The 24,205-nt window shown below is 54.6% G+C and carries 23 protein-coding genes; 16 read left to right on the top strand and 7 right to left on the bottom strand.

Annotated elements, in window-relative coordinates:
- Nucleotides 1-274: 274 nt before the first annotated feature.
- The 3 genes from serS to HMPREF9412_RS17705 form a co-directional block, all read right to left on the bottom strand.
- Nucleotides 275-1,588: a serine--tRNA ligase gene (gene serS, locus HMPREF9412_RS17710; protein ID WP_009593010.1), complete on the bottom strand. Its 1,314-nt coding sequence runs from the start codon at nucleotides 1,586-1,588 to the stop codon at nucleotides 275-277.
- A 329-nt stretch (nucleotides 1,589-1,917) separates the two neighbouring features.
- Entirely contained in the window at nucleotides 1,918-2,046 is a 129-nt protein-coding gene (locus HMPREF9412_RS33605) for a hypothetical protein (protein ID WP_009592997.1), read from the bottom strand.
- Between the two features lie 83 nt (nucleotides 2,047-2,129).
- Nucleotides 2,130-2,654, bottom strand: a complete 525-nt coding sequence (locus tag HMPREF9412_RS17705) for a PadR family transcriptional regulator (protein WP_009593000.1) — start codon at nucleotides 2,652-2,654, stop codon at nucleotides 2,130-2,132.
- A gap of 220 nt (nucleotides 2,655-2,874) precedes the next feature.
- Between HMPREF9412_RS17705 and HMPREF9412_RS17700 the strand changes: the two genes are divergently transcribed.
- The 9 genes from HMPREF9412_RS17700 to HMPREF9412_RS17660 all read left to right on the top strand — a co-directional run bounded on the left by HMPREF9412_RS17700 (nucleotide 2,875) and on the right by HMPREF9412_RS17660 (nucleotide 13,147).
- Nucleotides 2,875-3,858, top strand: coding sequence for an aldo/keto reductase (locus HMPREF9412_RS17700; protein ID WP_009592989.1), 984 nt, complete (start codon nucleotides 2,875-2,877; stop codon nucleotides 3,856-3,858).
- A gap of 198 nt (nucleotides 3,859-4,056) precedes the next feature.
- The gene (locus HMPREF9412_RS17695; protein ID WP_015737894.1) at nucleotides 4,057-4,812 is read left to right on the top strand and encodes a threonine/serine exporter family protein; all 756 of its coding nucleotides are present in this window, start codon (nucleotides 4,057-4,059) and stop codon (nucleotides 4,810-4,812) included.
- A gap of 23 nt (nucleotides 4,813-4,835) precedes the next feature.
- Nucleotides 4,836-5,282, top strand: coding sequence for a threonine/serine exporter family protein (locus HMPREF9412_RS17690; protein WP_009592993.1), 447 nt, complete (start codon nucleotides 4,836-4,838; stop codon nucleotides 5,280-5,282).
- Between the two features lie 422 nt (nucleotides 5,283-5,704).
- Nucleotides 5,705-7,471 (top strand): LytS/YhcK type 5TM receptor domain-containing protein, encoded by a 1,767-nt coding sequence (locus tag HMPREF9412_RS17685; RefSeq protein WP_009593019.1) that lies wholly within the window; start codon nucleotides 5,705-5,707, stop codon nucleotides 7,469-7,471.
- Nucleotides 7,458-8,252 (top strand): LytR/AlgR family response regulator transcription factor, encoded by a 795-nt coding sequence (locus HMPREF9412_RS17680; protein ID WP_009593014.1) that lies wholly within the window; start codon nucleotides 7,458-7,460, stop codon nucleotides 8,250-8,252. The genes HMPREF9412_RS17685 and HMPREF9412_RS17680 overlap by 14 nt, the downstream gene beginning before the upstream one ends.
- A 195-nt stretch (nucleotides 8,253-8,447) precedes the next feature.
- Entirely contained in the window at nucleotides 8,448-8,747 is a 300-nt protein-coding gene (locus HMPREF9412_RS17675; RefSeq protein WP_009593006.1) for a DUF485 domain-containing protein, read from the top strand.
- 5 nt (nucleotides 8,748-8,752) lie between these two features.
- Entirely contained in the window at nucleotides 8,753-10,264 is a 1,512-nt protein-coding gene (locus HMPREF9412_RS17670; RefSeq protein WP_009593011.1) for a solute symporter family protein, read from the top strand.
- Nucleotides 10,265-10,399: 135 nt separating this feature from the next.
- Entirely contained in the window at nucleotides 10,400-11,938 is a 1,539-nt protein-coding gene (locus HMPREF9412_RS17665) for a solute symporter family protein (RefSeq protein ID WP_009593026.1), read from the top strand.
- A gap of 42 nt (nucleotides 11,939-11,980) precedes the next feature.
- Entirely contained in the window at nucleotides 11,981-13,147 is a 1,167-nt protein-coding gene (locus tag HMPREF9412_RS17660) for a glycerate kinase family protein (RefSeq protein WP_009593005.1), read from the top strand.
- 145 nt (nucleotides 13,148-13,292) lie between these two features.
- On the opposite strand, the gene HMPREF9412_RS17655 is transcribed toward HMPREF9412_RS17660, so the two are convergent.
- Complete coding sequence (locus HMPREF9412_RS17655) at nucleotides 13,293-14,174, bottom strand: class I SAM-dependent methyltransferase (RefSeq protein ID WP_009593017.1); 882 nt, start codon at nucleotides 14,172-14,174, stop codon at nucleotides 13,293-13,295.
- A gap of 212 nt (nucleotides 14,175-14,386) precedes the next feature.
- Here HMPREF9412_RS17655 and HMPREF9412_RS17650 point away from each other — a divergent pair, with 212 nt between their 5' ends.
- From HMPREF9412_RS17650 to HMPREF9412_RS17635, 4 genes are all read left to right on the top strand, one after another.
- A complete protein-coding gene (locus tag HMPREF9412_RS17650; protein ID WP_009593002.1) occupies nucleotides 14,387-15,127 on the top strand; it encodes an HAD family hydrolase in 741 nt (246 codons plus the stop codon).
- A 157-nt stretch (nucleotides 15,128-15,284) separates the two neighbouring features.
- On the top strand, nucleotides 15,285-15,629 hold the full coding sequence (locus HMPREF9412_RS17645) for an ArsR/SmtB family transcription factor (RefSeq protein WP_009593012.1): 345 nt from the start codon (nucleotides 15,285-15,287) through the stop codon (nucleotides 15,627-15,629).
- A 98-nt stretch (nucleotides 15,630-15,727) separates the two neighbouring features.
- Nucleotides 15,728-16,225 carry an SRPBCC family protein gene (locus tag HMPREF9412_RS17640; protein ID WP_009592996.1) on the top strand — a complete coding sequence of 166 codons (498 nt, stop codon included), beginning with the start codon at nucleotides 15,728-15,730 and terminating at the stop codon, nucleotides 16,223-16,225.
- A 29-nt stretch (nucleotides 16,226-16,254) separates the two neighbouring features.
- On the top strand, nucleotides 16,255-16,656 hold the full coding sequence (locus HMPREF9412_RS17635) for a VOC family protein (protein WP_009593028.1): 402 nt from the start codon (nucleotides 16,255-16,257) through the stop codon (nucleotides 16,654-16,656).
- Nucleotides 16,657-16,829: 173 nt separating this feature from the next.
- Here the strand turns inward: HMPREF9412_RS17635 and HMPREF9412_RS17630 are convergent, their stop codons facing one another.
- Nucleotides 16,830-17,654: a helix-turn-helix domain-containing protein gene (locus tag HMPREF9412_RS17630; protein WP_009593027.1), complete on the bottom strand. Its 825-nt coding sequence runs from the start codon at nucleotides 17,652-17,654 to the stop codon at nucleotides 16,830-16,832.
- Between the two features lie 139 nt (nucleotides 17,655-17,793).
- Here HMPREF9412_RS17630 and HMPREF9412_RS17625 point away from each other — a divergent pair, with 139 nt between their 5' ends.
- Nucleotides 17,794-19,770: a glycoside hydrolase family 127 protein gene (locus HMPREF9412_RS17625; RefSeq protein WP_009592995.1), complete on the top strand. Its 1,977-nt coding sequence runs from the start codon at nucleotides 17,794-17,796 to the stop codon at nucleotides 19,768-19,770.
- Between the two features lie 179 nt (nucleotides 19,771-19,949).
- On the opposite strand, the gene HMPREF9412_RS17620 is transcribed toward HMPREF9412_RS17625, so the two are convergent.
- Nucleotides 19,950-20,426 (bottom strand): glutathione peroxidase, encoded by a 477-nt coding sequence (locus tag HMPREF9412_RS17620; protein WP_009592987.1) that lies wholly within the window; start codon nucleotides 20,424-20,426, stop codon nucleotides 19,950-19,952.
- A gap of 266 nt (nucleotides 20,427-20,692) precedes the next feature.
- Here HMPREF9412_RS17620 and HMPREF9412_RS17615 point away from each other — a divergent pair, with 266 nt between their 5' ends.
- Both HMPREF9412_RS17615 and HMPREF9412_RS17610 read left to right on the top strand, forming a co-directional pair.
- On the top strand, nucleotides 20,693-21,601 hold the full coding sequence (locus HMPREF9412_RS17615) for an ABC transporter permease subunit (RefSeq protein ID WP_009593013.1): 909 nt from the start codon (nucleotides 20,693-20,695) through the stop codon (nucleotides 21,599-21,601).
- A 19-nt stretch (nucleotides 21,602-21,620) separates the two neighbouring features.
- Complete coding sequence (locus tag HMPREF9412_RS17610; protein ID WP_009592990.1) at nucleotides 21,621-22,520, top strand: ABC transporter permease subunit; 900 nt, start codon at nucleotides 21,621-21,623, stop codon at nucleotides 22,518-22,520.
- 132 nt (nucleotides 22,521-22,652) lie between these two features.
- Here the strand turns inward: HMPREF9412_RS17610 and HMPREF9412_RS17605 are convergent, their stop codons facing one another.
- Nucleotides 22,653-24,122 (bottom strand): alpha-amylase, encoded by a 1,470-nt coding sequence (locus HMPREF9412_RS17605; RefSeq protein WP_009593021.1) that lies wholly within the window; start codon nucleotides 24,120-24,122, stop codon nucleotides 22,653-22,655.
- Between the last annotated feature and the right edge of the window lie 83 nt (nucleotides 24,123-24,205).

Raw genomic sequence — 24,205 nt, 5'->3', positions numbered from 1 at the left:
CACTTTCCCAGAATCCAGACTGCAATTAGCGGAAATTTTTCTTGCGATGATTGAATGGTCCAGCTTTGGGGTAGCTTGCAGAGTCGGCATACAGCTCATCCATATAGTATATGCTTTTTAAGCTGGTCTAAGTATCGCTAAACTCTCTTCTTGCATTTTTTAATGAAGGAGCGGGGGTGCAAAGCTTCTCTTAAAATATGAGTTCCAAAACCACAACAACGCAGCCATTCAATGGCTGCGTTGTTGAACGTTAGATAATAAATTGATGGTATCCTTATTCCGTTCTGTTCTCCGTTCCGTTCGGAAGCTCAATTCGCTCCATCCCGTTCATGTAAGGCCTGAGCGCCTTCGGAATGAGGATCGAGCCGTCGGGCTGCTGGTGGTTCTCCAGCAGCGGGATAAGAATCCGCGGCGAAGCCACGGCCGTATTGTTCAAGGTGTGGCAGTAGCGCAGCTTGCCTTTCGCGTCCCGGTAGCGGATGTTCGAGCGGCGCGCCTGGAAGTCGAGCAGATTCGACGACGAGTGGGTCTCCCCATAAGCTCCGCGGCTTGGCATCCATGTCTCGATGTCGTATTGTTTGTACGTTTTCTGCGACATGTCCCCGGTACAGACGGCAACGACCCGGTAAGGCAATTCGAGCTTCTGCAGCAGCTCCTCGGCATTGGCCGTAATCTCTTGCAGAAGCAGCTCCGAGGCCTCCGTGCTGGCTTCGCAAAGAACGACCTGCTCCACCTTCGCGAACTGGTGCACCCGATAGAGGCCATGGACGTCCCGCCCGCCCGAGCCAACCTCGCTCCGGAAGCAGAGCGACGCTGCTGCCAGGCGAATCGGCTCAGCTACATCGACGACTTCACCGCTATAGAACGATACCAACGGCACCTCCGAGGTACCGACGAGCCACTTATCTTGCTCCGTAATTTGAAAGGCCTGATCCTGACCGAGCGGGAAGAAGGCCGTATGCTGCATGGCCTCCGTCCTTACCGTCAACGGCACGTCCATAAGGGTGAAACCCTTGGCGACGAGCATATCCACCGCAAGCTGCTGAACGGCACGGTGGAGCATTGCGCCGATGCCGGTCAGGTAGTAGCTGCGCGTGCCTGCGGTTTTGACGCCACGGGGAATGTCGATCATGCGATGCAGCTCGCCGAGCGTGACATGGTCCCTGAATTGATAATCAAACACGGGGAGCTCGCCGACTCGTCTGATCTCCACATTGTCCTCATCCGAGGCCCCCACAGGCGTGTCCGGCGACACGATATTCGGCACGAGTATAAGCAGCTCGTTATAAGCTTCGTCAACCTCCCGATATAACGCTTCCTGCTGACCTAGCTCCTCATTGATGGTTTTGACCTGCTGTTTTTGCCGTTCCGCTTCATCTGGTTTGCCTTGCCGCACCAGGTCACTGATCTCTTGCGAGATAGCATTGCGCTTCTGGCGCAATGCTTCCACGGCCAACAGCAGCGTACGCCGCTGGTCATCCAGCTTGACAAGCTCGGCAACCGAAAGGGCGATGCCTTTCCGGTCAGCCACCTGCTGCAATTCTTCCTGATGATCCGCGCTCTCCCGGATCCATTTCATATCTAACATAATCACCGCGCTCCTTTGCCCTATAAAAATAAAAAAGCGTCCTAGTCCATATGGGACGAGGGACGCTTATGCGCTCGCGGTGCCACCCAAATTGATTGAACCGTAACCTGACCAAGGAACATGTCGGCCCGCGTTCAATCCACTTTGATTCCGCGGTAACGGGCGGGTCCGGTTAACTTAGGGGGACGGCTGATCGGGTGTAGATCGAATCCCCTTGACGAGAACGCCTCAGAGTTGGAAGCTCTTCATCGGCCTGATACTGATATTGTTGTTCAGTATACCGCATGAGATGTCTTTTATACAAGGGGTTAACCGGATTTTGTACGCCTTTACGTCGATGCCGCTTTCTTGGCGGATCCCTGCCTCCACCCGACAGGCTGCTCTGCGTCCCCGCGGAAGGTCCATGCCGCCGCACCGAGAATGAGGATCGTAAAGCCGGCCAGGATGAGGAGCGGCATCCATATGCCGGCGATATTTGTCCAATATATATATCCAATGTTGGCTATAGACCGAAAATGAAAGCCGCAGCTGAAGCTGAGGCTTATTCTTGAACGATTGCAATGATCTTGTGGAGAAAGGCGATGTCTTGTTCCAAAATCGAAATCGCATTATCGAAGGTGGCAAGGGCGATCTTGGATAAGCCGTGCTGGCCCTTGATTTCCTTGCCCGAACGCCATTGGGACAACGACTCTTCCACTTGCTTGAGATTCTGCTCCAGCAATTCCACCGCTTCCTCCTTAGGAATGTCCTCGATCCAGACCAAACCGAGCGAAAAGTCGGATTTAACGGTGTGGGGGGGAAGCGTCAACGTCTCGCGGATCATCTTCTGGAATAGCTTCTCGCCTTCATCCGTGATGCTGTAAATTTTGCGGAGTCTCGCGCCGGTTCGCTCTTCGGCAGTGGCTGCAATCAACCCGTCGCTTTCCATCTTGTTCAGCGCGTAATAGATCGAACCGGACAGGATATTCGTCCACAGGTCCATACGGCTGGCCTGAATGAGCTGCTGGATTTCATATCCGTGCATCGGACGCTGGCGCAGGAATGAAAGCAGGATGAGGTTGGTCATGTAGGGTCACTTCCTTAGGATGTGTGTGAAGAATCGTGAGTTCCATTACTGGATATCCAACGTTGGTTATTATTGATTGTTATTATAAAGACGATGGAATCATTTGTCAACGATCCCCGATGAAATAGATATATGATATATGGATTGAATGAAAGCGATTTAACGTTTAGTCTAGTAGTGTGAACTAGTATGGCAGTTGGATGAGGAGGCTATAACGTCGATGAATTACAGACAATTGGGAAATACGGAGCTTCACATTAGCGAGGTCAGCTTCGGAACATGGGCGATCGGAGGCTCATGGGGGCAGACCGATGATCATGAAGCATTGAAGGGATTGGATCGCGCCATCGGCGAGGGCGTAAACTTCTTCGATACGGCCGACGTCTATGGAGACGGGCATGCCGAGGATCTGCTCGCGCGCGCAACCAAAGGGAAGGAAGATACCGTGCATGTGGCCACCAAGTTTTGCCGCGCCGGTGATATTCATGATCTTCAGACCTATTCCGAAGCGTCGATCCGCCGTTATTGCGAGGGCAGTCTGAAGCGGCTGCAGCGGGAGCGGATTGATCTCTATCAGGTTCACTGTCCTCCCTTCGAAGTATTAAAGGACGGACGGGTGTTTGAAGTGCTGGACAAGCTGCAGGCCGAGGGGAAAATCCGGCATTACGGCGTCAGCGTGGAGACGGTGGAGGAAGGACTGTTCTGTCTTGGGGTACCAGGGGTGAGGTCCCTGCAGGTGATCTTCAATCTGTTCCGCCAAAAACCGCTGGCCCAGCTGCTCCCGAAGGCCAAAGCATCGGGCGTCGGCATCTTGGTGCGCTTGCCGCTCGCGAGCGGTTTGCTAACCGGAAAATTTACGGAGAGCACTACCTTCAGCGAGGGGGATCACCGGAATTTCAACGCCAACGGCGAGCAGTTTAACGTAGGCGAGACTTTTGCCGGCCTCCGATTCGAAAAGGGTGTCGAGCTCGCCAGAGAGCTCGCCTGGATTGCCGAGGGCCGAGGCGACATGGCCCGTGCATCCATGCGCTGGATTCTGGATTGCCCGGAGGTCACTGCCGTGATTCCCGGCTTCCGCAACGTCCGCCAGATCGAAGACAACCTGGGCACGCTGGACGTGCCTTCGTTCAGCATGGAGGAGAAAGAACGCCTTGCGCTTTTCTATCAGGAGCAGGTAGCCATGCACATCCGCGGCGCCTATTAAGCCGATTTCGAGAATAAATAGCAGAGAAGCCTCCCGATCACCGGGAGGCTTTTTGTTGCGGGCGATGAGTTGGAATCAAACGAATGGAGGCTGCTGCAGCGCTGCTTTAAAGCATATCCTATGCTTTATCATGGAAATGATACTATAATATAGGCAAAGATTCTGAATCGGAATGTGTTCAGCAGGAGGATTGTCGATTTGAATGATTTGTTGAAGCGGGAGCATGACATTATCAAGGTCTGCTTGTTAGCAGGCAAAATCATGCTGCAGAGCGGCGCGGAGACCTATCGGGTCGAGGATACGATGATGCGGATCGCCGCGGCTTTTGGCGTGGAGAACAGCCACAGCTATATGACTCCGACGGGCATTATCTTCTCGGTGGAGGAGCCGCAGCATATTACGCGGCTTATTCGTATTTCGGATCGGACAACCAATCTCCATAAGATCGATCAGGTCAACAGCGTGTCCCGGAGCGTCAGTCTCGGCGAGCTGACGATGGAAGAGGCTTACCGGGCCCTGGAGCGAATCGAGCATGAGCAGGCCATTTATCCGACATGGGTGCTGATTCTACTGTCAGCGATCGCAAGCGGGTGCTTTCTCATCATGTTTCGCGGCATCTGGCCGGATTTCGTACCGGCGGCCGTTGCGGGCGGCCTGGGCTTCTCCTGCTTCGTGTTCATGCATCGGGTCATTCCTGTCCGGTTCTTCGCCGAATTCTCGGGGGCGCTCGTCATCGGCATAACCTCCGTTTGGATGGTCAGATTCGGATTCGGCCATCAGCTGGATACGATCATTATCAGCTCCGTGATGCCGCTTGTACCGGGCTTGCTGATCACGAATGCCATTCGCGATCTGATGGCAGGGCATCTGATATCCGGCTTGTCCAAAGGGGCAGAGGCTTTTGTTACGTCCTTTGCCATCGGCGCGGGGATTGCGTTTACTTTGTCATTCTAAGAGATGAGAAGTATGGAGGGATAATGGTGGCAACCTTTTATATACAGCAGCTCATTACGAGTTTCGTTGCTTCGGCGGCATTCGGGATCATCTTTAACGTACCCAAAAAAGCACTGCTGCAGTGCGGGTTTGCCGGCATGGTGGGCTGGCTGCTCTACATCATGCTTCAGGATATGAGGGTTGAGCCGGTGACGGCCACGGTAGTCGCAGCATTTTGCGTGACGATGATCAGTCATTTTTTCGCCAAAAAATACAAAACTCCTATCATTGTGTTCAGCGTGTCGGGGATTATTCCGCTCGTACCGGGCGGTGTCGCCTATAATGCCCTTCGCCATGTGGCCCAGAATCAATTCGATCAGGCCGTCCAGCTGGGGGCCCAGGCGTTCATGATTTCAGGCGCCATCGCGCTGGGGTTGCTGCTGTCGGAGGTGACCAATCAGGTCATAAGGAAATGGTCGATAACCCGATAGCCCGATAAACCGATAAACCAGTAACCTTGAACATTGAAGCCCGGACCCCGACAACCCGAAGCGAACCCGTTTTTATGCGAGGCATGCGATCCCGACGGGAAATGCCTTGCTCCGACTCGTTGTCATCCGGGGGAGGGGCTCCTATGCGTGTGTAATTGAATTGATGAACCAGCCGTATATACGCATTATGCGGGATACGGTTTTTTTGCGCGCTCGCCAAGCCGTGAATATCCTCCCCTCCTTCATGCATTTTTTTACATTAGTTTCATGTTATGCCTTTTTATTGTCCAAATCCTCACCATGCTATATAATCTTTCTTGCAAAAATGAAACCGTATTCAAAGATGTTCTTTCCGTATCTACAGCGTTACCGAACGTCAGATGAAGATTCGATTCGAAGTCCATCAAAAAAGAGGGATGTCCATGCAGGAGCTGACGCTGCATTTGTTCGAACGGATGGGCATGCTGCTCATCCTGACTTTTATACTGACGAGAATTCCGCTGTTCCGCCAATTGCTGGACCGCAAAGAGATGTCCGGCATGCGGATGTTCATCTATTCCGGCCTATTCGGGCTCTTCGGCATCCTGGGGACCTATGCTGGCGTTGTCGTGGAGAACGGCGAGTCCAGTTCCTCCTTCTGGCTGATGCGGCTGACCGGGGAGCAGGCGCTGGCCCACTCTGCCCTGGTCGGGGTGGTGATCGGCGGACTGATCGGCGGTCCCCGCGTTGGCATCGGGGGCGGGCTCCTGGCAGGAGCCCACCTCCTGTATATCGGCGGTGCCACGGGGCTGGCAGGCGCAATCGCCGTACCGTTAACGGGAGCGCTTGCAGGAGGCGTGGCCCGATTCTTCTCGCAGGAGCGGGTCATCTCGCCGGCGAAAGCGTTATTTGTCGGCATGTTCGCTCCGATCCTGCTCATGGGGATGATTTTGATCTGTGCGGATGAGCCGGATCGTGCAGTGGAACTGGTCAACCTGATCGGCCTGCCGATGGTGCTGACGAACAGCATCTCCATTGCAATCTTTACGACGATGCTGCGGGTCGCGCTCACCGAGGAGGAACGTGCAGCCGCGTATGAGACGGAGAAGGCATTCCATATCGCGGAATCGGCGCTCCCGCATTTGAAGCAGGGACTGACGTACCGTACGGCTCAGGCCGTGGCGGCCTTGCTGCTGCGAGAGCTGAAAACAGCGGCCGTCGCCATTACCGATACGGAGCGGTTCCTGGCCCATGCCGGCACAGCAAGCCGTACCCTTGATCCCGGAGAAGAGATCCAATCGGACTTGACCAAGAGCGTCATCGCGACCGGCGAGCTTCGGATCATCGAGAATGCGGAAGAGATCCAGCCCCGGCATCCGGCGCTCGGCGCCGCCATCCTTGTCCCGATCATAGAGGCAGGTCAGGTCGTGGGCGTCATTCAATTCTACTTCAAGCGGCCGGAGGATATCCGGCGCGTCGAGCTGGTGATGGCCCAGGGGCTGGGACAGCTGATTTCCTATCAGCTCGGGGCCACCGCACACGAGAAGATGAGCCATTTAATGAAAGAGGCGGAACTCAAGCTGCTGCAGGCCCAGATCAATCCGCACTTTCTATTCAATACCCTCAACGCGATTCATTCGTTGATCCGCACCGATCCGCTGCTGGCACGACATGCCACGATGCAGCTGGGGGCGTTCATGCGCCTGAACGTCAAGGTCATGGCGTCCCGCAGAACGACCATTCGCGAGGAGATGGAGCTGTTGAATGCCTATCTGGACATTATACAGATCCGATTCGAGGATCAGTTCACGTTTGAGTGCCGGCTCGATCCCGCGCTTGGCGAGCTTATGATTCCGCCGGCGACGCTGCAAATGCTGGTGGAGAACAGCATCAAGCACGGCCTGCGCGACAAAGCGAGCGGAGGCGTCATTCGGCTGACCCTAAGCCGGGCCGGTGATATGGCGGTTATTCAACTGCGGGACAACGGGATCGGTATTTCGCCGGAAGTGCTGGACAGCCTAGGCGATCAACCGATCATCGGCAGCGAGGGTACGGGAAACGGCATTTACAATATCAATCAGCGTTTAATCAGCATGTTTGGCAAGGAGGCCAGACTTATCGTGGAGAATCTTGCAGAGGGCGGCTGCAGCATATCCTTCAGCATCCCCTGCAGCTTGTCGGAAGGGAGCCGGTACCGTGAAGCGAATTAAAACGATGATAGCGGAAGACGAACGATTGGCAAGGGAGGAGCTGGCTTACCTGCTGGAACAGGAGCCCGATATCGAGCTGCTTCCGCATGCCGCGAACGGACGGGAGCTGCTGGAGCTTGTCCCCTTGCGGCAGCCGGATGTCGTCTTTCTCGACGTTCATATGCCGGAGCTGGAAGGGTTGCAGGCTGCGCGCATGCTGAAGGCCTCCCCGATCTCGCCCTTGATTGTGTTTACGACGGCCTACGACGAGTATGCCGTTGAAGCGTTTGGCCTGAACGCGATCGATTACCTGCTGAAGCCTTACAGCCATATGCGATTGAAGGAAACCCTGCAGCGAATTCGAAGCAGGATTCAGGAAGGGAAAGCCTTCCCGAAACAGGAGGCTCAAGATGCTATTCAGGCCGCTTCCTATCCATCCACGGAGGCTGCCGCCCGCAGCATGCGCGGCAAACTTCTGTTCGACGACGGGGATAAACATGTGCTGGTTGATCCCGAGACGATCCTGTACGCGGTGCGCGAGGAACGTGTCATTCGCGTATGGACGGCGGAAGGCCAGCGGATTACGAGCAAAAGCACCCTGCAGGAGCTGGAGGAGAAGCTTGCGGGTTACTCATTCTTTCGCCCTCATCGCAGTTATCTGGTTAACGTGAACTGGATCGCGGAGCTCTCCCCTTGGCAGAATGGGGCTTATAATATCGTGCTGAAGGATGAGCAGCGGTCGATGATTCCATTGTCCCGGGAGGCTGCACGGGATTTGTTCCGTTTGCTTAGGGAGGCTTGAAAAAGGACAAAGAATAGCGTTCAAGTATGGCGGTTGCCTCCCGGTTCGGGCGGCATATCCGCCCTTTCGCGCACCCTGCCGGACGTTTCGCGCAGGAGCTGTGGTCGATGTCGATCCTCCCGTATATAATCATTCTAAAGCGCTTTCATTGATGAAAGACGCAATAGATCCTGATCGTTAATGGAGGGAAAGGCAATGGAAGAAAAAAGCTATACCGAAGTATGGCATTCCGAAAAATTCAAAACGCTGCTCTCCCGCAAGAAACGGTTCATTATTCCGATGACCGTCTTTTTTCTTCTGTTTTATTTTGCGCTGCCGATCCTTACTTCGTACACCGACGTGTTGAATCACCCGGCGATCGGCCCGATCACCTGGGCATGGGTATTTGCCTTCGCCCAATTCGTCATGACATGGGTTCTGTGCATTCTCTACTCCCGCAAGGCGGCCCAGTTTGACCGAATGGTAGACGATATCAAAAAGGATATGGGGGCGTAATCGACATGGCTATTGCGTTGTTTTGCGGAATTGTACTGCTTACGCTGATCATTACGTATTACGCTGCCAAGAAAACGACCAACACGAGCGATTTCTATACGGCAGGCGGAGGACTCAAGGGCTGGCAGAACGGGACAGCCATTGCCGGCGACTATATGTCTGCGGCCTCCTTCCTCGGGATCGCAGGCTCGATCGCGTTAGTCGGCTTTGACGGCTTCTTCTACAGCATCGGTTTCCTCGTGGCTTACCTGGTGGTGCTGTACCTTGTCGCCGAGCCGCTGCGGAACCTCGGCAAGTATACGGTGGCGGACATGATTGCCGCCCGTTTCTCCGATAAGAAGGTGCGGGGCGTGGCAGCATTGAACACGATTTCCATCTCCATCTTCTACATGATCGCGCAGCTGGTTGGAGCGGGCGCGCTGATTAAGCTGTTGTTAGGCCTGGACTATGTCACGTCCGTATTGATTGTGGGCGTGCTCATGACCATCTACGTTGTCTTCGGCGGCATGCATGCGACAAGCTGGGTTCAAATCTCGAAAGCCGTGCTGCTCATGGCCGGCACGTTCATCATCTCGCTGATCGTATTCGCCAAATTCGATTTCAGCCTGACCCAGATGTTCCACCATATGAAGACGGCCACCCCGCTGCAGGAGGCCTTCCTGAACCCGGGGAATAAATACAAAATCCCGCTCGAGACGCTGTCCCTCAACCTTGCCCTGGTACTCGGCACGGCAGGTCTGCCGCATATTTTGACCCGTTTCTTTACCGTTAAGGATGCGAAGACGGCGCGCAGCTCCGTGGTATACGCCACCTGGATTATCGGCATCTTCTATGTGATGACGATCTTTCTCGGGTTCGGGGCAGCCGCCTTCGTAGGCGCGGCCGATATTACCGAGGTCGATAAAGCGGGCAACATGGCAGCGCCGCTCCTGGCCAAAGCGATCGGCGGCGATTTCCTGTTCGCGCTCATCTCGGCGGTTGCTTTCGCGACGATCCTCGCGGTGGTTACGGGGCTTGTGCTGTCCGCCGCATCGGCCTTCGCCCATGATTTCTACGGCCAAATCGTGCGCCGCGGCGAATCGTCCGAGAAGGAGCAGCTGAAGATGGCGCGCTACGCTTCGATCGGCGTATCCGTCGTCTCGATCCTGCTTGCGTTGTTCGCCCAGAAGATGAACGTGGCGTTTCTGGTCTCGCTGGCCTTCGCCGTTGCAGCCAGCGCGAATTTGCCGGTCATTCTCTTCACAGTGTTCTGGAAGAGATTTAATACGACGGGCGCAGTCACAGGGATGCTGACGGGTTTGATCAGCACGGTGATTCTCGTGGCCCTTAGCCCGAATATATGGGATCCGGCAGGCAAAGCGATTTTGGTAGGCGATCCGATCTTCCCGATGAGCAACCCGGGCATCGTCTCCATTCCGCTTGGCTTCCTGGCAGCCTATGTCGGCACGCTGCTCTCCTCTTCCAAGGATGAGGCGAAGTATGCCGAAGTGTTGGTTAAAGCGAATACGGGCGCGTAAACCCAACAACGGCTTCTTATGGAAAAAAGGGTGTACTCCGCTGGTTAACAGCGAAGGGAGTCGCCCTTTTTTTGTCATTTTATCGTAAAATAAAAGCAATAGCATTTTGGGGCCATGGCGGAAGGAGGCAGACAAGTGAACATATCCGGCATCGTTTTTTTTCTGGCGATTGTGGTCGGCACGTTAATGATTACGTATTATGCCGCCAAGCGAACAACAAACACGAATGATTTCTATGCAGCGGGCAATCGCCTGAGCGGGCTGCAAAACGGCTTGGCCATTTCCGGTGACTATATGAGCGCGGCTTCCTTCCTTGGCATCGCGGGCTCCATTGCGGTGTACGGCTTCGACGGCTTCTTCTATTCGATCGGCTTCCTTGCCTCCTATGTGATCGTGCAGTACATCATCGCCGAGCCCCTTCATAACCTGGGCAGGTATACGATGGCGGATGCGGTGGCGGTCCGGTTCGGCGAGAAACGGCTTCGCGGATGCATCGCCGTCAATAACATGATGATCACCGTCTTCTATATGATCGCCCAGCTCGTCGGCGCCGGGTGGCTCGTCCATTTGCTGTTCGGGCTGGAGACGTCGCTCGCCATCGTGCTGGTCGGCGGCTTAATGACCGTCTACGTGACGTTTGGCGGCATGCTCGCGACTTCCTGGGTGCAGATCGTCAAATCCATTTTGCTGGTGAGCAGCACCTTTATCGTGAGCCTCATCGTGCTGGCAAGGTTCGATTGGGATCTGCTTGGTTTATTTGAATCCATGAAGAGGGCGACCCCATTGCAGGAGCGGTTTCTGATGGCGGGCAACATGTTTGACCATCCGCTGGACATGCTGTCGTTTAATATGGCGCTGGTGTTAGGGACAGCGGGACTGCCGCATATTATTGCACGCTTTTACACGGTAAGGGACCCGCGTACGGTCCGTGCTTCGGTCAGAACGGCGACGTTTACGATCGGCGTCTTTTACGCCATGACGATTTTTCTTGGCTTTGGGGCGGCTGCCTTCGTTGATTGGTCCATATTGTCCGAGCGGGTGGAGCTGGCGGCCCCGCTGCTCGCAAGCGAGCTGGGCGGCGAATTCCTAATGGCCTTTGTATCCGCCGTTGCCTTCGCTACGATACTGGCCGTGATCTCCGGGCTTGTGCTGACGGCCTCCTCGGCGTTTGCCCATGACGTCTACAGCAGCATCTTCCGCAGCGGACGGGCGACCGAGGCGCAGCAGATGAGGGTGGCCAAGCTTTCGGCCATCGTCGTTGGCGCGGCTTCGATCGTGCTTGCGCTCGGGGCGCAGACGCTGAACGTGGCGTTCCTCGTGTCGTTTGCTTTCGCGGTTGCCGCCTCGGCTAACCTGCCGGTGCTGCTCTTCACGCTATTTTGGCGAAGATTTAATACGCAAGGCGCCATATCGAGCATTACGGCCGGCCTCTCGTCTTCTTTGCTGCTCATGGCTGTCGGGCCCAATGTAATGGACCCTGTGGCAGGCTGGATTCGGGCGGAAGCGATTTTCCCGCTTAAGCATCCGGGCATCGTCTCCATTCCGATTGGGTTCGCCGGCGGCATCGTCGGCACTCTGCTATCGCGTAAACGGGGTTCGAGCGGCCATTTCGAGCATATGCAGGCCGTTGCCCATGTCGCGCCGGGTGAAAACCGTTCCCGCGAATTGGGGTGACGGGTGTATACATAAAATGATGAAGGAAGGCAGGGGATAACGATGAAGCAGGATTATGTGATTGTACTGGCGCCCGATTCATTTAAAGAGAGCATGACTGCCAAAGAAGTCTGCGAAGCGATGGAAAGCGGCATCAAGAAGGGAAACCCGCATGTGACCTGTATCCATGTGCCCATGGCCGACGGCGGTGAGGGCACGATGCAATCGCTCGTTGACGCCACGGGCGGTACGGTACATACCGTAAAGGTGACGGGACCACTGGGTAATGAGGTGGAGGCATCCTACGGCATTTCGGGCGATGGCAGCACCGGAGTGCTGGAAATGGCCAGCGCAAGCGGGATTCATTTGGTCCCGCCGGCCCAGCGCAATCCGCTGGTGACAACAACCTATGGAACGGGCGAACTGATCAAGGCCTGTCTGGACCATGGCGTGAACCGACTGCTGATCGGCATTGGCGGCAGCGCGACAAACGATGGCGGAGCCGGGGTTGTTCAGGCGCTCGGCGGCAGACTGCTGGATGCGGAAGGGAAGGAGCTTGCTTTTGGCGGTGGGGAGCTCTGTCGTCTTGCAAGCTTTGACTTAAGCGGCTTGGATTCGCGGCTGCATCACGTCGAGGTCGAGGTCGCTTGCGATGTGACCAATTCCCTCTGCGGGAAGACGGGAGCCTCTCATGTATTTGGACCGCAAAAGGGAGCAACGCCGGAGATAATCGAGCAGCTGGATCGCAATCTTCGGAATTACGCCGGAGTGATCAAGCAGCAGTTAGGCAAAGATATCGCCGATTACCCCGGCGCCGGCGCGGCAGGCGGTCTTGGCGGGGGCCTTATGGTATTCCTGAACGGGACGCTGAAAAAGGGCATTGAACTGGTCATCGACTATACGGGACTTGAGGAGAAAGTGCGCATGGCGGATATGGTGTGGACCGGCGAAGGCGGGATGGACTTTCAGACGCAGTACGGCAAAACCCCGCTGGGTGTTGCGATGGTGGCGAAAAAGCACGGCAAGCCTGTTATCGCGCTTACCGGGCGGATCGGTGACGGAATCGACGTTCTGTATGATCAGGGGATAGACGCTATTTTTGGCATCGTGCCAGGCGCTGTTACGCTATCGGAGGCGCTTCCCAACGGACGGCAGAACGTGGAGAGAACGTCGGAGAATATCATCCGGCTCATGACTTCCTTGTTTAGGAGTGAGTCATCTAGGGAATAGGATGAGCTGACGATTCGTTAATGAAAAAGGCGCTCTGAGATGGTTCGGGTGAAACCCCAACCGCTCAGCCGCGCCCGTGATATTTCAAATCCCTCCCCGCAGGATGCTCGAGGACCTCGGGATTATCTCTTCGATGCTTCTGGTTTTATTTAATGCCAAGCCGCATGCGGTAGCTGAGCATCACGGGAAGCGCCCGCCCCTGGAAATGCTCCTCGACCAGCGCATGGAACTGCGCGATGTTGTCGTTCAATTCGTTTGGTTTCAGCTTGAATACGGTCTGGATGCCGCCTTGGCTGACGGCAAGGCCGGTATACCGGTCGGCGGTGAACGGCTCCATATGGTGGAACACGATCTCTTTGGAGAACCGGAACAGTCCGCTTTCCCGGATATGCTTCAGATGCTCGTTCTTATTTCCTTTATAGGCCTGCTCCTGAGGCTCCACATGGTCGTCGATGATGGCCTCTGCCCGTTCAATCAGCCCATGATAGGCATGCTCCACTTTCCAGGTCAGGCTCGGCGGCCAATCGCAATCATATACCGCGAATATCCCTTCGTCACGCAGAACGCGGGAGACCTCCTTCAATGTGCTGGCCGGGTCCATCCAGTGAAAGGATTGGGAACAGGTGATGATGTCGGTGGACTGATCCTTCAGCGCCAATTGGTTGGAATAGCCGGAGACGAACTTGATGTCGGCGATATCCGCGCCGCTGCTGCGTGCTTCCTGTTCCAGCGTTTGCAATTTGGCGACGGCTTTGCCGCGCATATCATCATTCGGCTCAACCCCGATGACTTGATCCGCCGCGTCTTTCCATGCAAAGGAGGAAAGCCCCGTTCCGCATCCCAAGTCGACGACGACAGAGGGCTTGCGTTCCAAATACCCTGTCAGCAGGGCGACAACCTCCTGGGGGGCTTCGGGGCGATGCTGGTCGTAGGTATCCTCAAAGCCGGTAAAACGATCCACGTTGCTGGCACGGTTTCCCTCCGGAACAAAATCCTTGCTCCACACTTCGGTCATATCCTTGGTCATCGTTACTCATCTCCTTATCCGGGTACATGAATCAGGCATCAGGCATAACAAAAGGTGCTTTCTTGGCTTGCGTAATTACGGACGAAGGCTCCAATCGCCGGTTTCTGCCGCTGTAATGCCATCATATCATAGGAAAGGAACTTATTAACAGACGGGCTTGACCCGGGTAATGCCGATGCGGGTACAATAGAGGAATCGAATGAGGAAGAGGGATGAACATGAAGACACCAACAGCACCGAAGGGGATCTTCTTCGATGTGGATGATACATTGTATGACCATCTGGCGCCTTTTCGCGAGGCCGTGCAGGAGATTGCCAGTCCCGATGAGGCGTTTCCTTATGAAGCCGCCTACCACCGGATGCGCTATTACAGCGACAAGCTGTCCGTCGAGCTGGGAGGAGCCGGAACGGCAGCTTACGGGGATGCGGTCGAGGATATGCGCAGACGCCGGTTCCAGTTAGCGCTGGCCGAATTCGGCGTACGACTGACTCTTGAGGAGGCCGAAGCGGTACAGCAGACGTATCTGGACCTGCAGTATAACATCACGATGTTTGAGGGCGCCCGGGAGCTTCTGATGAAACTGGCGGATGCCGGGCATGTCGTAGGCCTGATTACCAATGGCCCGGCCGAACACCAGATGAACAAAATCGCGGCGATGAAGCTGGGCGGCCTGATACCGGAGGATCGGCTATTCGTATCCGGTGCCGTCGGCTGGGACAAGCCCGATCCGCGGATCTTCCACCATGTGAACAGGCAGACCGGGACGAAGCCGGAGAACTCTTATTACGTCGGGGACTCATGGCGCAATGACGTGGTCGGAGCCCTGGCTGCAGGCTGGCATGTAATTTGGTTCAATCACCGGAGCGTGGGGCCGGAATCGGAGCATCGGCCGCAGCATACCGTTGCGAGTTACGGAGAGCTCGAGCGGCTGCTGGAAGAGATTATCGGATAAAATCGGGAGGTCCCCCTGATCCGCTGCCCAAGCGGGCTGCTGCCGCATTATTCGAATGGCTATGGTCAGGCTCTTTAAACGAAGGGCTTGGCTTTTTTTTGTTCTATATTCAACCGAATGGTTGACTTTATGAAATTTGCCCATTATAGTTAACCATATGGTTGAACAAAATAATGAAGAACAACTGGATCAGATCTTCCATGCTCTGGCTGACCCGACCCGAAGAGAGATGGTGCGCATGATCGCATCGCAGGAATGGACGGTATCTGAGCTGGCTGAACCGTTTGACATGTCGCTTGCGGCAGCCTCCAAGCATATCAAGGTGCTGGAGCGCTCCGGCCTGCTCGAACGGTCCATCCATGGACGGACGCATACCTGTCGCCTGAATCCGGGCGTCATGTCAAGAGCGATGGAATGGCTGCAATTCTACGAACGATTCTGGAACCGGCAATTTGATGCGCTTGAACGCGAGCTGAACAAAGCGAAGAGGGAGGAGCACTAGAAGAATCCTTAGGAATACCGCTGAACATCCTGGACAACGATGAGTAACGCAGGGAAATAGACGCAATACCACTTTTGATAAGAGAAGGATGATTAACATTGGATAACGCCTCCACTACCACGCTGATCATGAAACGTCGATTTGAGGCAGCACCGGAAAGAGTATTTGATGCTTGGTTAAATCCCAACATGATGAGGAAATGGTTGTTTACGATGGAAACAACGAACAAAATCGCCCGCAACGACCCGCGCGTAGGCGGAAGCTGGGAGATTGTTGACGTGAGGGAAGGCAAGGAGTACCGGGCCATTGGAGAGTATCTGGTCATAGACCGGCCGCGCAAGCTGGTGCTCACCTTCAAGATGCCCCAGTTCAGCGACACCGTGGACCGCATTACGGTGGAGTTCAAAGCCGTGGAGGCGGGATGCGAAATGACGTTCTCCCAGGAGATCGTTGTCCCTCATGAGGAAGACTGGACCGCAGAGGATATTGAAAAAGCGCTGACCGAATACCATGACCAAACCGAACATGGTTGGGGTTATATGTTTGAGGGGCTGAAGCAGCTGTTAGAGACAGGAACGATAAACTACCCATCTTAAACCGATGAATAAGGGAGCGTGTGTTATCGATGAAGAGTGTGACCCCGTTTTTAATGTTTCAGGGCAACGCGGAAGAAGCCATGAACCATTACATTTCCATAATTGAGGATTCCGAAATCATCAGCATTACCCGTTATGGACCCAATCAGCCGGGAGCCGAGGGAAGCGTCATGCATGCGGCCTTTTCGTTGAAGGGACAAACGTTCATGTGCATCGACAGCAACGTGAAGCATGAGTTTACGTTCACGCCTTCCTTCTCCATCTATCTGACTTGCGAATCCGAAGCCGAGATCGAGAAGGTGTACGGTGCTTTGATCGATGGCGGAGGTGCGATGATGCCGCTGGATAACTATGGATTCAGCCAAAAGTTCGGCTGGATCGCGGACAAGTTCGGCGTATCCTGGCAGCTTAATCTGCCAAGCGAAGCGTAGCCTTTAGCAGTTGATTAATCTAGGGACGGGCCCGGAAGGGGCTTGTCCCTTTTTGCGCTGCAAGGAAGGCATTGCGCGGCTCGATGCTCTCGATCAAGAGCCGTGCTGTCCCTCACCGCTAACCCAACGAAAGAATATAACAATGTGCAGCCCCCAAATCCCCATGAGGCTGCTTATTCCGTGTACTGCTTTCGAAATTGCAGCGGCGACAGGCCGAAACGCGCGGAGAAGCGGCGGGAGAAATAGGGAGGATATTGAAACCCCACATGCTCCGCAATCCTCGCCATGGACCACTTGGTGGTGAGCAGCAGCCGCTTCGCCTGGTCCAGGCGGTACTGCAGCAGGTATTCCGTTGGCGTCACGCCGTGCGATGCCTTCATGCAGCGCGTCAGGTAATTGTAGTGGAAATGAAGGTCAGTCGATAAACGTGCGTTGCTGATGGGCTCGCGGTAATGCATTTTGATATAGGATTCCACCTGCTCCGCGACTTTGCGCACCCGTGATTGCTCCTGATCGGACCGCGACGGATCCAGCAGCTCCAGCAGCTCGATAAACAGGGTCTGCTCGCGCCAAAATGCCGTAGATCTCGGCTCCGTTGCCTGAAGATGCAAGGAATCGAACAGCTGATAGGCTTGCTCCGGATAAGGGATATGACCTTGCCTGGGCAGCTTGATATTGTGTGAGATCGTCGCATGATCGCCAGTGCTCGGTGCCGCCGACTGAAAATGCAGCCAATAAAAGGAGGTTTCCTCCCGGCACTTTTGCACAGCGTAGTGGTGCGCGTCCGACATCAATACGGCCATATCCCCGGCACGTAGTGCCCACTGCAGGTCCTCCTCGCCCAGAAACAAGCAGCCGCGTTGAACGAGGATGAGGTCGAAGACGCCAAGGTTTCTCCGGTTCGGATGCGATTCGCCCGGCATGTAGTGCGTTTTACCGGATTCAAGGAAGTAGGGCAGCGGCAGCGAGGGGAAGGAAAGCACGCTTTGTTCCGACATGGTAACACCTCCAAGGAAGTGTGAAATCGTATAAGAAATTAGGTCGATTCTGTTATCGTTTTCATCCTATCATAGATCGTAGAATGGGAAGTGTCGAGGCTTTATCCTATTCGAACCCCAAAAGGAGTGTATATCCGAGATGATGACTCTTACTACGCGTTCAGCTGCCGTACCTCTTAAGCAAGTGAAACTGACCGACCCTTTCTGGTCGAGTTACATAGAACTGGTAAGGGAAGTGGTGATTCCCTACCAATACGAGGCCCTGCATGATCGGATCCCGGGCATTGAGCCGAGCCATGGCGTATCCAATTTTCGCATTGCTGCCGGCAGGGGCGAGGGTGAATACGGGGGCATGGTCTTTCAGGACAGCGATGTCGCCAAATGGCTTGAGGCCGCGGCTTATTCGCTGGCCACTCATCCGGATCCGAAGCTGGAAGAACAGGTGGATGGGCTGATTGATCTGGTTGCCGACGCCCAGCAGCCGGATGGCTATCTGAATACGTATTTTACGGTGAAGGAGCCGGAAAAACGCTGGACCAATCTGACGGACTGCCATGAGCTGTACTGCGCCGGTCATATGATTGAAGCCGGAGTTGCTCACTACAGGGCGACGGGCAAGCGGAAACTGCTGGACGTGGTGTGCCGCTTGGCGGATCATATCGATACCGTTTTTGGACCCGAAGATGGGAAAATCCATGGGTTTGATGGCCATCAGGAGATTGAGCTGGCCCTGGTGAAATTGTATGAGGTGACTCAAGAGCCGAGATATTTGAGCCTGAGCCAATATTTCATCGATGAGCGCGGGACGGAACCCCACTTCTTCCTCCAGGAGTGGGAACAGCGCGGGAAGAAGTCCTTCTATCGCTCGGTGCTGCACGCTCCGCATTTGGCTTATCATCAGAGCCATCTGCCCGTTAGGGAGCAGAAGGAGGCCGTCGGGCACTCGGTCCGGGCCGTATATATGTACACGGCGATGGCGGATCTGGCCGCCAGAACGAAGGACCCGGCTCTGCTTGAGGCTTGCGATACCTTGTGGCGCAACATGGTCCATAAACAGATGTACATTACCGGAGGGATCGGCTCCACTCATCACGGCGAGGCGTTTACGACGGATTATGATCTCCCGAACGATACCGTATACTCGGAAACCTGCGCATCCATTGGGCTGATCTTTTTTGCCCAGCGCATGCTGCAGCTGTCGCCCAAATCGGAGTATGCGGACGTGATGGAGCGCGCGCTGTTTAACACGGTCATTGGCAGCATGGCTCAGGACGGGCGGCATTTCTTCTATGTAAACCCGCTTGAGGTATGGCCTGCGGCCTGCCGCTATAATCCGGGCAAGGCCCATGTGAAGCCGGTTCGGCCGGGATGGTTCGCCTGCGCCTGCTGCCCGCCGAACGTGGCAAGGCTGCTGTCATCGCTGGGCGAATACGTGTATACGATGAATGACGATACGCTGTATGCCCATCTGTACATCGGCGGCGAAGCGGAGGTGCGGTTCGGGGACGTGCCTGTGAAGGTAATGCAGAACAGCGCGCTGCCATGGGACGGGGACGTTACGCTTACGCTTCAGCCTGAGCAGGCTGTCGAGTGGACGGTGGCCCTTCGCATTCCGGATTGGTCGCGCGGCAAAGCCGGCTTGCGCGTGAACGGGCAAGAAATGAACGTGGAGGATATTACTCAAGACGGCTATGCTTGCGTGAAGAGAGTATGGGCGCCGGGAGACACCGTGGAGTTGGCATTCTCCATGGAGATCCATCAGGTCAGAGCCAATCCGAATATACGGGGGAATGCCGGCAAGGCCGCGATTCAGCGCGGGCCGCTCGTATACTGCCTGGAAAGCGTCGATCATGGAGTGCCTGTATCCTCGTTATCGCTCGCGGGCGATCCGAAGCTTTGTTCGCGATTTGATCCGAATCTTCTCGGCGGAGCGGTTGTCATTGAAGGGGCCGGGTGGCTTGAAGAGTCTGACGATTGGGGCGATGAGCAGTTGTATCGTGCTTCTCCCAAAAAGATGCTTCCCGCATCATTAAAGGCTATTCCCTATTATTTATGGGGCAACCGCGGCGAAAATGAAATGGCCGTCTGGGTGCGCGAGCTGCCGCGCACGTTATAAGGCTGATACTGGCGGCCCATCCGGACAGCGATTGGAAACACAGCCGGACAATGCTGCATACCATAACGATGACGATGCCAAGCATCATAACATAAAGGGCTAGCCCAAGGTCGATGGACCTCGGGCTAGCCCTTTTTAGGTGAAAAGCAAACGGAGAATGGATCCTGTCCTGCATCCGTTTACAGCAGCTTCTTGATATCCTCTTCCATCTTCTCTGGAGTGTCCGTCGGTGCAAAGCGCTTGATCACCTTGCCGCTTCGGTCCACCAGAAATTTGGTGAAGTTCCATTTGATCGCCTTGATGCCCAGTGCGCCGGGGGCTTCGCTGGTCAGGTATTTGTAAAGCGGATGAGCGTTCGTGCCGTTCACATCGATCTTGGAAAACAGCGGGAAGGTGACGCCGTGATTGAGCTTGCAGGCCTCTTCGATCGCGGCATCCTCCTCCAGCTCTTGATTCATGAATTGGCTGCTGGGGAAGCCGAGAACGGCCAATCCCTGGTCGCGGTAGGTTTGGTGCAGCTTCTCCAGACCGTCGAATTGAGGGGCAAAGCCGCATTTGGTCGCCGTATTGACGATCAGCATGACATCGCCTTTATAAGATTCCAGCGTTTGGGATTCGCCGCGTATCGTTTTTACTTCATATTCATAGATCGACATCGCCGTAGAAACCTCCTCCAATGAGATGTATTAAGTTCAGAGTATATCCTTTTACGGCGGATTGCAATTTGATAGGGCGACATCCAGGGTTTATGAGTGCAGGTACATGGCCATATATGAATTTCAATACCTGATGCGGAAATATCAAAAGTAAAATTTTGTATTTTCATCTGGACTTATTCAGGAGATGTATGATAGTAGTAGAATAAGTGCTTAATCGAATGAACCAAGAGGGGTACTACTGAAATCATGTGTGGGAGGACGGTATGAGATTAAAAACGCAAATGCTCAAAACGACGGTGACCAGCCTGCTGGCTTTTATGTTCATCGTCCTCATCGTCCTGGTTCCAAGGGATCTGAATCTGTCGCTGGACAGCAATTTATGGGTGACAAATTATTCCTTTGATCTGGGTGAGTATGTAACGCATATCCGGGATTATTTTGCAGCGGCGATTCAGAACGGGACGCTGGGGGAATCGCGATATAACGGCCAGTCTTCGGAAGCGGCCGCTTTCGGAGCCGTCGGCAAAAGCCTGCTCGTTATTGTATCCGCTTTATTCATAGGATTCGTGTTCGGCATTCTGAAGGGAGTCCTGGACTACAAATTGTCCAAGACCAAATTTAGCGCGCTGGGGCACTGGACGACATGGCTGTTCCAGTCCATTCCGGATTTTTTCCTGATGCTGATCGCGCAGTGGGTGCTCATTAAGCATGTTCCGGCTATCCGTTATTTTGCGGTTGACGGCTGGGAGGCCTTCGTGCTGCCTTCGCTGCTTGTCTCGATTTACCCGATTTTCTTCATTGCCCGAATCACGTCGGCCTCGCTGCTCGCACAGGAAGGCAAGATGTACATACTGCTGGCTAAAGCCAAAGGTCTGAGCGACCGAAAGGTTGTCTACAAACATATGCTGCGCAACGGCATCGCGACCATCCTGACCCATCTTCCGGGCCTGCTTGTCTTCATCTTGTCCAACCTGCTCGTGGTGGAATATTACCGCAACTATCCAGGGGCGGCGTGGAGATTGTTTCTGGCACTGGATTTCAATACGTTCAGCGGCACCGGCGGCAATTATGAACCGGGTGTCATTATTTATATCGCATTTTCCTTCATGGTGCTGTTCATGATCGTCCAATGGATCAGTCATTCGGCACGCAAGTACTTTGATCCACGATAAAGATATGAGGTGAGTCGTCTTGAAGAACTTTCCTTTATGGATAGGCGGTATTTTGCTTGCTTTCTTTGTTTTCGTCATGCTGGCGGGGCCTTACATGCCCTTCATCGATAAGGATTTGAAGAATGAACCCTCCAGATGGGTGATGAAGGACGGGAAGCAGAAGCTGACCCTTCCGCCCTATAAGCCTTCCTCAAAGAACTGGCTTGGATCGGATAAGAGGGGGGTCGATAACCTAAGCAAGCTGGTTGTGACCGCCAAGGATACGATCCTGCTGGTGCTCGCGATTACGGCTGTCCGATATGCGATTGGGGTTCCCCTGGGATTGATTGCCCGCAAGAAAAAGGGGTTCACCCACCGGTTCATCACCTTTTGGAACCAGTTGTGCTCCTATTTGCCGCCGGTCTTTGCATCCGCGCTGCTGCTTGCGCTTCCGTTCTTTCTCTTCTCCCAGCAGCGGATGGGCTGGGCCATTCTGATTCTGGCTAGCGTCGAGGCCGGGCGAGTGGCCATCACGATTCAGCAGCAGGCCCACAAGATGGCAAGCGAGCCTTATATGGAGGCCGGAACCGCGTTAGGTCTTCGCACGAGGACGCTGACGAAGAATTACTATATCCCGGTCATGTTCCCCGAAGTGATCGTCAACTTCTGTTTGGATATGGGAAAGGTCATGCTCCTGCTCGGCCAGCTTGCGATCGTGAACATCTTCCTTGGTCATGAGTGGAAGGAAGTTAATTATTACGTCATGGAATTCGTGGAGACCGGGTATAACTGGGCGACGATTCTGTCCAAGCATCGGGCAGACATCTGGCTAGGGAAGTTCCAATTCGTGGTCTATCCGGCATTTGCCATGATGCTGCTGATCATCACGTTCAACCTGTTAGGCGAGGGTCTGCGCCGCCGTTTTCAGGTTAAGGGCTGATTAGGGGGCTCTGTCTGTTAACGCAAAAAACCGGAAGAATGAAAGCTTCTGCAGGTGCTTCCCATAAGGAGGCAAGCTTCTGCGGAAGCCGATTTCTTCCGGTCTTTTTATATCCATGCCTAATGCGGTTTGTCACGCCTCTACGGGGCTATCCGGGTGTGCCCAGACGGACACGCTGCCGCCGTTCACCGGGAACAGCCCGAAGCCGTCCTCGCCGATCGTTACGCGATCCTTCCGGGTGCGGGTCAGATCCACCCATACCTCTCCGGCGCGATGCTCGCCGACAAACATACGCTTATCCCCGGCTTCGCCGTTGGCGATGACCACCGCGCAGCCGGAGTGCTCGATTTCCTGAATGCCGCGGCGGACCCAGCCTATCGTATTCGGGTGGTCAAAATAATCATCCTGCTCGCCGTACGCCCGATTCGCCCTGGCATACAACAACGGATCAATCGCTTCCCGTTTGCCGGGAATGGGGTTCTCGCCGCCGATTCCGTAATAATCGCCGTAGAAGACCGAAGGATAACCGTCCTTCCGCAGCAGAATCAACGCATAAGCGCTCTGCTTGAACCAATCCTCCACCCAGGATTCCAGCGATTCCTGCGGCTGCGAATCGTGATTGTCCACAAACGTGACGGCATTCATCGGATGTGATTGCACGAGCGTATCGTCGAAAATCGTCCGCAGATCGAAGGAGCGGCCGGCTTTCGAAGCCGCTTGGAGTTTATAGTGAAGAGACACGTCGAACAGATCGATTTTATAATCCACCGTATCCAGGAAATTCCGGCAGTCTTGAAGCTCGGGGTTCCAGAACTCCCCCACGATGTAAAAATCATCGCCGCGCTTTTTTTTCAGGGCTGCCGCAAATTCTTTGATGAAGTCATGATTGATGTGCTTGATCGCATCCAGCCGGAATCCGCTGCATTGCAGCGTATCCACCAGCCATTTTCCCCATGCAATCATTTCCTTGCGCACATCCGGATGGCTGTAATCAATGTTGGCAAACATCAGGTAGTCGTAATTGCCGAATTCATTATCCACCTTGTCGCTCCACGATTTATTCTCGCCGACGATGCGGTAAATGCCGGAACGTTTGTTGATTTCGTCGTAATCGGTCCCATTGAAATGAGTGAAGTTCCATTGGAAGTCAGAGTATTGTTTCCCCCGGCCGGGGAACGTGAATTTGGTCCATCCCTCAATCTCGAACGGCTTCGATATATCCTTGGTCCGATCCATCTCGTCGACCTGTACCACCCGGAAACGCTCGGTCTCATCGGCGCCCGCCTTATGGTTCATCACCAGATCCACATACACCGCGATCCCGTTCTTCTGGCAGGCCGCGATGGCATCGATCAATTCCTGCTTGGTTCCGTACTTCGTGCGAACCGTTCCCTTCTGATCGAATTCTCCCAGATCATACAGGTCGTAAACGCCGTAACCATTGTCCTCGGCGGACGATGCCTTTGTCACCGGAGGAATCCAAACCGCGTCGATCCCTGCCTTGCTCAGCTCCGGCGCTGCGTTCTTGAGCCGGTTCCAGTGGGAGCCGTCGGCTGCCACATGCCATTCGAAGAATTGCATAATCGTATGATTTCGCTGCATACTTCCATCTCCTCTATCCTGATCGATCTGCATGATGACTGCATACTAAGCTCAAATACCCAAGAAAGCAGGGGAGCTAAACC

It is taken from the genome of Paenibacillus sp. HGF5, from assembly GCF_000204455.1.
Classification (GTDB): Bacteria; Bacillota; Bacilli; order Paenibacillales; family Paenibacillaceae; genus Paenibacillus_AQ; species Paenibacillus_AQ lautus_A.
This window is presented reverse-complemented; position numbering and strand designations above follow the sequence as displayed.

What these genes read in the sequence shown, in the direction of transcription:
- HMPREF9412_RS17650 (WP_009593002.1), top strand. Translation starts at nt 14,387, where the DNA reads ATGAACATGAAGACACCAACAGCACCGAAGGGGATCTTCTTCGATGTG.
- HMPREF9412_RS17670 (WP_009593011.1), top strand. Translation starts at nt 8,753, where the DNA reads ATGGCTATTGCGTTGTTTTGCGGAATTGTACTGCTTACGCTGATCATT.
- HMPREF9412_RS17630 (WP_009593027.1), bottom strand. Translation starts at nt 17,654, where the DNA reads ATGTCGGAACAAAGCGTGCTTTCCTTCCCCTCGCTGCCGCTGCCCTAC.
- HMPREF9412_RS17645 (WP_009593012.1), top strand. Translation starts at nt 15,285, where the DNA reads ATGGTTGAACAAAATAATGAAGAACAACTGGATCAGATCTTCCATGCT.
- HMPREF9412_RS33605 (WP_009592997.1), bottom strand. Translation starts at nt 2,046, where the DNA reads ATGCCGCTCCTCATCCTGGCCGGCTTTACGATCCTCATTCTCGGTGCG.
- HMPREF9412_RS17635 (WP_009593028.1), top strand. Translation starts at nt 16,255, where the DNA reads ATGAAGAGTGTGACCCCGTTTTTAATGTTTCAGGGCAACGCGGAAGAA.
- HMPREF9412_RS17685 (WP_009593019.1), top strand. Translation starts at nt 5,705, where the DNA reads ATGCAGGAGCTGACGCTGCATTTGTTCGAACGGATGGGCATGCTGCTC.
- serS (WP_009593010.1), bottom strand. Translation starts at nt 1,588, where the DNA reads ATGTTAGATATGAAATGGATCCGGGAGAGCGCGGATCATCAGGAAGAA.
- HMPREF9412_RS17700 (WP_009592989.1), top strand. Translation starts at nt 2,875, where the DNA reads ATGAATTACAGACAATTGGGAAATACGGAGCTTCACATTAGCGAGGTC.
- HMPREF9412_RS17605 (WP_009593021.1), bottom strand. Translation starts at nt 24,122, where the DNA reads ATGCAGCGAAATCATACGATTATGCAATTCTTCGAATGGCATGTGGCA.
- HMPREF9412_RS17690 (WP_009592993.1), top strand. Translation starts at nt 4,836, where the DNA reads ATGGTGGCAACCTTTTATATACAGCAGCTCATTACGAGTTTCGTTGCT.
- HMPREF9412_RS17675 (WP_009593006.1), top strand. Translation starts at nt 8,448, where the DNA reads ATGGAAGAAAAAAGCTATACCGAAGTATGGCATTCCGAAAAATTCAAA.
- HMPREF9412_RS17705 (WP_009593000.1), bottom strand. Translation starts at nt 2,654, where the DNA reads ATGACCAACCTCATCCTGCTTTCATTCCTGCGCCAGCGTCCGATGCAC.
- HMPREF9412_RS17620 (WP_009592987.1), bottom strand. Translation starts at nt 20,426, where the DNA reads ATGTCGATCTATGAATATGAAGTAAAAACGATACGCGGCGAATCCCAA.
- HMPREF9412_RS17655 (WP_009593017.1), bottom strand. Translation starts at nt 14,174, where the DNA reads ATGACCAAGGATATGACCGAAGTGTGGAGCAAGGATTTTGTTCCGGAG.
- HMPREF9412_RS17615 (WP_009593013.1), top strand. Translation starts at nt 20,693, where the DNA reads ATGAGATTAAAAACGCAAATGCTCAAAACGACGGTGACCAGCCTGCTG.
- HMPREF9412_RS17660 (WP_009593005.1), top strand. Translation starts at nt 11,981, where the DNA reads ATGAAGCAGGATTATGTGATTGTACTGGCGCCCGATTCATTTAAAGAG.
- HMPREF9412_RS17625 (WP_009592995.1), top strand. Translation starts at nt 17,794, where the DNA reads ATGATGACTCTTACTACGCGTTCAGCTGCCGTACCTCTTAAGCAAGTG.